Origin of the sequence: Mycobacterium sp., assembly GCF_035697385.1 — a bacterium.
In the GTDB taxonomy this organism is placed as follows: domain Bacteria; phylum Actinomycetota; class Actinomycetes; order Mycobacteriales; family Mycobacteriaceae; genus Mycobacterium.
Genome location: NZ_DASSCY010000299.1, coordinates 41,731 through 48,843, shown reverse-complemented (window position 1 = coordinate 48,843; position 7,113 = coordinate 41,731). Strand labels below are relative to the sequence as shown.

General features: G+C 65.9%; 7 protein-coding genes. 5 read left to right on the top strand and 2 right to left on the bottom strand.

Annotated elements, in window-relative coordinates:
• From VFH65_RS25575 to pgl, 4 genes are all read left to right on the top strand, one after another.
• On the top strand, window positions 1–405 hold a 405-nt coding region (locus VFH65_RS25575), incomplete at its 5' end, for a transaldolase family protein (RefSeq protein WP_353325378.1).
• A 7-nt stretch (window positions 406–412) separates the two neighbouring features.
• Entirely contained in the window at window positions 413–1,972 is a 1,560-nt protein-coding gene (zwf, locus tag VFH65_RS25570; RefSeq protein WP_353325376.1) for a glucose-6-phosphate dehydrogenase, read from the top strand.
• Window positions 1,969–2,880, top strand: a complete 912-nt coding sequence (gene opcA / locus VFH65_RS25565; protein WP_353325374.1) for a glucose-6-phosphate dehydrogenase assembly protein OpcA — start codon at window positions 1,969–1,971, stop codon at window positions 2,878–2,880. Before zwf ends, opcA begins: the two co-directional genes overlap by 4 nt.
• Window positions 2,877–3,614: a 6-phosphogluconolactonase gene (pgl, locus tag VFH65_RS25560; protein WP_353325373.1), complete on the top strand. Its 738-nt coding sequence runs from the start codon at window positions 2,877–2,879 to the stop codon at window positions 3,612–3,614. The genes opcA and pgl overlap by 4 nt, the downstream gene beginning before the upstream one ends.
• Before the next feature lie 3 nt (window positions 3,615–3,617).
• On the opposite strand, the gene VFH65_RS25555 is transcribed toward pgl, so the two are convergent.
• Window positions 3,618–3,767, bottom strand: a complete 150-nt coding sequence (locus tag VFH65_RS25555; RefSeq protein ID WP_353325371.1) for a hypothetical protein — start codon at window positions 3,765–3,767, stop codon at window positions 3,618–3,620.
• Between the two features lie 58 nt (window positions 3,768–3,825).
• On the opposite strand from VFH65_RS25555, the gene VFH65_RS25550 reads away from it, so the two are divergent.
• The gene (locus VFH65_RS25550; protein WP_353325370.1) at window positions 3,826–4,197 is read left to right on the top strand and encodes an ATPase; all 372 of its coding nucleotides are present in this window, start codon (window positions 3,826–3,828) and stop codon (window positions 4,195–4,197) included.
• An 11-nt stretch (window positions 4,198–4,208) separates the two neighbouring features.
• On the opposite strand, the gene ppc is transcribed toward VFH65_RS25550, so the two are convergent.
• Window positions 4,209–7,010: a phosphoenolpyruvate carboxylase gene (ppc, locus tag VFH65_RS25545; protein WP_353325368.1), complete on the bottom strand. Its 2,802-nt coding sequence runs from the start codon at window positions 7,008–7,010 to the stop codon at window positions 4,209–4,211.
• Window positions 7,011–7,113: the final 103 nt, after the last annotated feature.

The following is a 7,113-nucleotide window of genomic DNA, read 5'->3' as shown; positions in this document are numbered from 1 at the left end:
CTGGCCTACGCGGCCTACGAGGAAGTGTTCGTCGGCGGCTCACGGTACGAAGCCCTTGCAGCCGACGGCGCACGCGTGCAGCGTCCGCTGTGGGCGTCGACCGGCGTGAAGAACCCGGACTACTCCGACACGTTGTACGTCACCGAACTGGTTGCCCCGAACACGGTGAACACCATGCCGGAAAAGACGATTGACGCGGTGGCCGACCACGGCGTGATCACCGGCGACACTGTGACCGGCAAAGCCGAAGAGTCGCAGGCGGTCTTCGACAAACTCTCCGCCGTTGGCATCGACGTGCCCGACGTGTTCCGCGTGCTCGAGGAAGAGGGCGTGGAGAAGTTCGAAAAGTCGTGGCTTGAGCTTCTCGAGGCGACGCAGGGTCAGCTCGAAGAGAAGAAGCCCTGAGCCGAGAATGACCGCCGTCAACGACAAGGCCACGTCCACCGGACAGGGCTGGCGTAACTGCCTGCGGGACAAGCGCGATAAGCGGATGCCGCGGATTCCCGGCCCGTGTGGCGTCGTGATCTTCGGCGTCACCGGCGACCTGGCCCGCAAGAAGTTGATGCCAGCGATCTACGACCTCGCCAACCGGGGGCTGTTGCCTGCCAGCTTCGCGCTCGTCGGCTTCGCCCGGCGGGACTGGGCCGACGAGGATTTCGGCAAGGTCGTGTACGACGCCGTCAAGCAGCATGCGCGCACACCGTTCCGCCAGGAGGTCTGGGACCGCCTGGCCGAGGGCATCCGGTTCGTGCAGGGCACCTTCGACGACGAGGCGGCCTTCGGCCGGCTCGCCGAGACACTCGAGAAGCTCGACGCCGAGCGCGGCACCGGCGGCAACCACGCGTTCTATCTGTCCATTCCGCCCAACGCCTTTCAAATGGTGTGCGAGCAGTTGCAGAAATCGGGCCTGGCCCGCCCGACCGAGGACCGGTGGAGCCGGGTCGTCATCGAAAAGCCGTTCGGCCACGACCTGGAGAGCGCCCGCGAACTCAATTCGGTGGTCAACAGCGTCTTTCCCGAGGAGTCGGTGTTCCGTATCGACCACTACCTGGGTAAGGAGACCGTCCAGAACATTCTTGCGCTGCGGTTCGCCAACGAGTTGTACGAACCGATCTGGAACAACAACTACGTCGACAGCGTCCAGATCACCATGGCCGAGGACATCGGACTGGGTGGACGGGCCGGCTACTACGACGGGGTTGGCGCGGCCCGCGACGTGATCCAGAATCACCTGCTGCAGCTGTTGGCACTGATCGGGATGGAGGAGCCGGTCAACTTCGGTCCGCGCCAACTACAGGCGGAGAAGATCAAGGTGCTCTCGGCCACGCAGCTGATGCAACCCCTCGATCAGACGACCGCACGCGGGCAGTACGCCGCCGGCTGGCAAGGTAGTGAGAAGGTCGTCGGACTGCTCGAAGAGGACGGATTCTCCAAGGATTCGGCCACCGAGACGTTCGCCGCCATCACGCTCGAGATCGACACCCGCCGCTGGGCCGGTGTCCCATTCTTTCTACGGACTGGAAAACGGCTGGCCCGCAGGGTCACCGAAGTCGCCTTGATCTTCAAGCGGGCTCCGCATCTGCCGTTCGACAAGACGATGACCGAGGAGCTCGGCCAGAACGCATTGGTGATCCGGGTGCAGCCCGACGAAGGGATCACGACGCGGTTCGGCTCGAAGGTGCCCGGCAGCCAGATGGAGGTCCGCGATGTCAACATGGACTTCTCGTACGGCTCGGCATTCGCGGAGGACTCTCCCGAGGCCTACGAGCGGCTGATCCTCGACGTGCTGCTTGGTGAGCCGTCGCTGTTTCCGGTGAACGCCGAAGTCGAAATGTCCTGGGAGATCCTCGATCCCGTGCTTGACGCGTGGGCGGCGGACGGCAAACCCGAACCCTACGAGTCGGGGACCTGGGGCCCGCCGTCGGCCTTCGAGATGATGCACCGGCTGGGCCGGGAATGGAGGCGGCCGTGATCGTCAAACTGCCAGCAACCAACACCAACGACGTCAACAAGAAGATCATCGGGCTGCGCGAGGAGGGCGGCGCGATCACCCTCAGCCGCGTGCTGACGCTCGTCATCGCACCGGATTCCGAGGACACCCTCGAAGACTCAGTCGAGGCCGCGAACTACGCCAGCCGGGAGCATCCCTGTCGGGTGATCGCAGTGCTTCCCGGCGACCGCAAGGCCGCACAGCCACAGCTGGACGCCGAGATCCGGGTCGGAGCCGACGCGGGCGCCGGCGAGGTGGTGGTGCTGCGTCTGCAGGGTGACCTTGCTGACCACGCCAGCAGCGTGGTGCTGCCGTTCCTGCTGCCCGACACCCCGGTGGTGACCTGGTGGCCGGCGTCTGCTCCTCCCGTTCCGGCGCAGGATCCCTTGGGCCAGTTGGCTATTCGGCGTATCACCGATGCCACCAACAGTTCCGATCCGCTGGCCGCCATCAAAGGCAGATTGCAGGGCTACACCAACGGCGACACGGACCTGGCCTGGAGTCGTATCACCTACTGGCGGGCACTGTTGGCCTCAGCAGTCGATCAGCCACCGCACGAAGCGATCAAGTCGGCGGTGGTTTCGGGCCTCAAAACCGAACCCGCACTCGACATCTTGGCGGGCTGGCTGGCGGCACGCATCGAAGGCCCGGTTCAGCGGGCGGTCGGCGATTTGAAGGTGGAACTCGTTCGGGACTCCGAAACCATCACGCTGAGCCGTCCGCAGACGGGCGTCACAGCGACGCTGACACGCACCAGCAGGCCAGAAGCGCGAATCCCGTTGGCGCGCAGGGAGGCCAAGGAATGCCTCGCCGAGGACATGCGCCGACTGGATGCTGACGAGATCTATCACGAGGCACTACAGGGCATCGACAAGGTGCAATACGTATGAGCACGTCCGTCCATACCTACCCCGATACCACGGCGCTGGTGGCGGCGGCAGGTCAGCGGTTGGCCGAGGAGATCGTCTCCGTTGTCGAGTTCCGCGGCAGGGCGATGATCGTCCTGACCGGGGGCGGCACGGGCATCGGGATCCTATCCAAACTCGCCGAAGACGACCGGATCGACTGGTCGAAGGTGCACCTGTTCTGGGGCGACGATCGCTACGTCCCCCACGACGACGGCGAACGCAACGACAAGCAGGCCCGTGAGGCGCTGCTTGACCGCGTCGGCATCCCGTCGGCCAACGTGCACCCGATGCCGGCAAGCGACGGCGAGTTCGGCGACGACCTGGACGCCGCCGCGCTCTCCTACGAACAGGTGCTGGCCGCCAACGCCGACCCCGGCGAGCCGACCCCGATCTTCGACGTGCACCTGCTGGGGATGGGCGGCGAAGGCCACATCAACTCGCTGTTCCCCCACACGCCTGCCGTCCAGGAGACCAACCGGATGGTCGTTGGGGTCACCGACTCCCCCAAGCCGCCACCGCGACGGATCACGTTGACGCTGCCCGCGATTCAGCGGTCCCGTGAGGTGTGGCTCATCGTGTCAGGTGCGGCCAAGGCCGACGCGGTGGCCGCCGCTGTCGGTGGCGCCGACCCGGTGGATGTCCCGGCCGCGGGCGCGGTGGGTCGCGATGCGACCGTGTGGCTGCTGGACGAGGAAGCCGCGGCCAAGCTGTCGTAGCCGTCAGTCCCGCGGCAGCGGAATGTCGCCGTCGGCGTCCTCGTGCCGGTCCGCCGTCGCCTCGGCGTATCCGGCGACGTAATCCGCTACGCGCCGCGCGGGGTCACCGCCGGCCGCCGATCGCGGATGGTTGAAGCATCGTCTGCATTGCACACATGTCAGACGCCCAGTCCGCTCCAGCGGTTCCCGCAACTGTGGTCAAATGACCGTCATGGCAGACAAGGGCGGCAAACCGGTGCGTACCGGACCCGAGAGGATCAGGAAGCTCGCGCAGGCGGCGCTCAACGCCGACGTCACCGTGGAACAGGTCGACACCATCCTGGAGGGCCTTAGCGAGACCCTGGTCGATCTGAACAATTCGACAGAAAATCTCGACGCAACCCTGGAACGGTTCAACGAGACGATCAACAGCATCAACGAACTGGCGCCGCGCCTCAACGCGGTGGTCGATCGGATGGAAGGCATCGTCGCCCGCGTCGAGCGCATCGTCGGCATCGGCGAATCCGTGATGTCGCCGCTGGCCGCCACCGAGCAGGCGGTACGTGGCGCCGTCAGTGCGGTGCGCCGAACCACGGGCCTCTAGGTCGCCCGCGGCTAGCCGCTGTTTCGCAACGCAGTAGCCAGTCCGCTCATCGTCAGCAAGATGCCCCGCTGGACAAGCTCATCTGTGTCTCCGGAGCGGTATCGGCGCAGCAGCTCGACCTGAAGATGGTTCAGCGGCTCCAGATACGGGAAACGGTTGAACACCGAACGCGCCAGCGCAGGGTTGTCGGCCAGCAGGTCATCTTGGCCCGTGATGAGCTTGTGCATCCGTATCGTGCGCTCGTGCTCGGCGACGATTTTGTCAAACACCCTGCGCCGCAACGCCTCATCCTCCACGAGTTCGGAGTAGCGGGCGGCCAGGCCCAAGTCCGACTTGGAAAGCACCTGCGCCATATTCGACAACACGGTCGCGAAGAACGGCCACCGCCGATAGAGATCCCGCAGCACCTCCAGCCTGCCGTCGCCGTCTCGAATCCATTCCTCGACCGCGGTGCCGGTGCCGTACCAACCGGGCAGCATGACGCGCGATTGGCTCCATGCCAACACCCAGGGAATCGCGCGCAAGTCCGATATCGACGTCGTCGGCTTGCGCGATGTCGGTCTGCTACCGATATTGAGCGCGCCGATCTCGCTGACCGGCGTCGACGCCTTGAAATACTCGACGAATCCCGGTGTCTCGTGAACTAATTCGGCGTAGGCGCGCTGCGCGCGGCCCGCCAGCTCGTCGAGCACGTCGTACGCTGGACCTGCGGCGTCGCCGAGGCCCTCGACGTCCAGCAGCGTCGCTTCCAGCGTGGCGGCGAGCAACGTCTCGAGGTTGCGGTGCGCGATCCGCGGCTCGGCGTATTTGGCGGCGATCACCTCACCCTGTTCGGTCAGGCGCAGCGAGCCGTTCACCGCCCCGGGCGGCTGGGCGAGAATGGCGTCGTAGCTCGGGCCACCGCCGCGACCGACGGTGCCACCGCGTCCGTGGAAGAGCCGCAACCGGATTCCGGTTTTGCGCGCCGACTCGACAAGGTCGAGCTCTGCACGGTACAGCGCCCAGTTCGCGGCCAGGTACCCGCCGTCCTTGTTGGAGTCGGAGTAGCCCAGCATCACTTCCTGGCTCTCGCCGCGAGCCGACACCATCGCCCGGTACAGCGGAAACTCCAGCACCGCTTCGAGAATCGACGAGCCACGCTGCAGGTCGTCGATGGTCTCGAACAGCGGCACGATGCCGACGGGGCAGTACGGACCCGACGCCCCATCACTGAGGTCGAGCAGGCCGACCTCCTTGAGCAGGACGGCGGCCTCCAGCATGTCCGAAACCGATTGGCACATCGAGATGATGTAGTTCGGCACCGCCGCTGAGCCGAACACCGCGACTGCGCGCGCAGCGGCCAAGCAGACATCGAGCTCCTTGCGGGCGAGTTCGGAAAGCTGCGCGCCGTCACCAAGTAAAGGCCGCCGGGTGGCCAGCTCGGCGGCCAGCAGCTCGATGCGGTCCGGCTCGGCCAACGACCGATAGTCCGGATGCACACCCGCCCACGCCAACAGCTCGGCGACAACCTCCTCGTGCACGTCAGAGTTCTGTCGAAGGTCCAGGCCGCAGAGGTGGAAACCGAAGACTCGCACGGCTTCTCGTAGCCGGGCCAGCCGGTCGTCGGCAAGCACCGCGCTGCCGTGCACCCGCAGTGACCGATCGACGACGTCGAGGTCCGCCTTCAGCTCTGCCGGGCTCTGGTAGCGCTCGAGCCCGAGGTCGAGCTCGTGGTCCGGCTGGCGATCCAGAATCGATGTCGCCGTCGCTGTCAGCCGCCCATGGATGACGCGCAATGCACGGCGATACGGTTCGTCGGCGCGGGCCGGCTCATGACACTGATCCGCCAGCGCCGCCAACTCGTCGCTGACCTTGACCAGCCGCGCCGACATCGACAGCTCCTCCTCGAGCGCGGTGATTTCGGTGAAGTAGTGCTCCAGCGCGGTATAGGAGGCCCTGCCGGTCGCGAGGCGGACGACGTCGGCGGTGACGTTGGGATTGCCGTCGCGGTCACCGCCGATCCAGGAACCGGGCCTCAGGATTGGCTGGTCGAGCAACTGCGCGTCGGGCCAGCGGGCGTTCAGCGCGGTACGCACCTCGGCGTTGACTTGCGGAATGACTTCGAAAAACGCCGCCCGGTAGTACCTCAGGCCGGTTTCGATCTCGTCCTGAATCTTCAACCGTGACAATCGAATCAGCGCGGTTTGCCACAACGTCAAGATGTGGCGGCGCAATTCGCGTTCGATGTCGCGGCCGTCCGCGGTTTCGGTGTGCCCGTGCAGGCGCAATCGCATCAACTCGGTGATGCGGTGCTGGGTGTCGAACACGGTGCGGCGCCGGGTCTCGGTGGGGTGCGCGGTGATCACCGGCGACACCAGCGCACCGGCGAGTGCGTCGGCCACGATCGCCGAGTCCAGTTGGGCCGAATCGAGTTTCAGGTACGTGGCGGCTAGGCTGCTGGCCTGCGGCGGTTCCCCTGCGGCCACATGCACGGCGCGGCGACGCTCCCGGTGGATGTCCTCGGCGACGTTGGCCAGCAACGCGAAGTGAGTAAACGCCCGGATGACGGGAATGGCCTGGTGGATGTCGATGCCGTCGAACATGCCGGCCAGTTCGGTGCGGTCGATCTCGGAGCGTCGCACCCGAAACGACTCGATGCGGGCCCGTTCGATGAGGTCGAAGACCTCCTCGCCGTTCTGCTCACGCACGGTGTCGCCGAGGATCGCGCCAAGCAACCGAATGTCGTCGCGCATCGGCTCGGTCGCCTCGCGGCCGACCTGCGTGCGGCGCACAGAACCGATCGGCGTTAGCGCGGTGTCGGTCCCCTCAGCCATCCCCCAAGTATCGGCGTCGCCCGAACCGCCCGCACGACGAGTCCACACCGCCCCGTCATTTCGCCCGGACAGCAAAATTTGGCCGCTTAGCCTTGATATGACC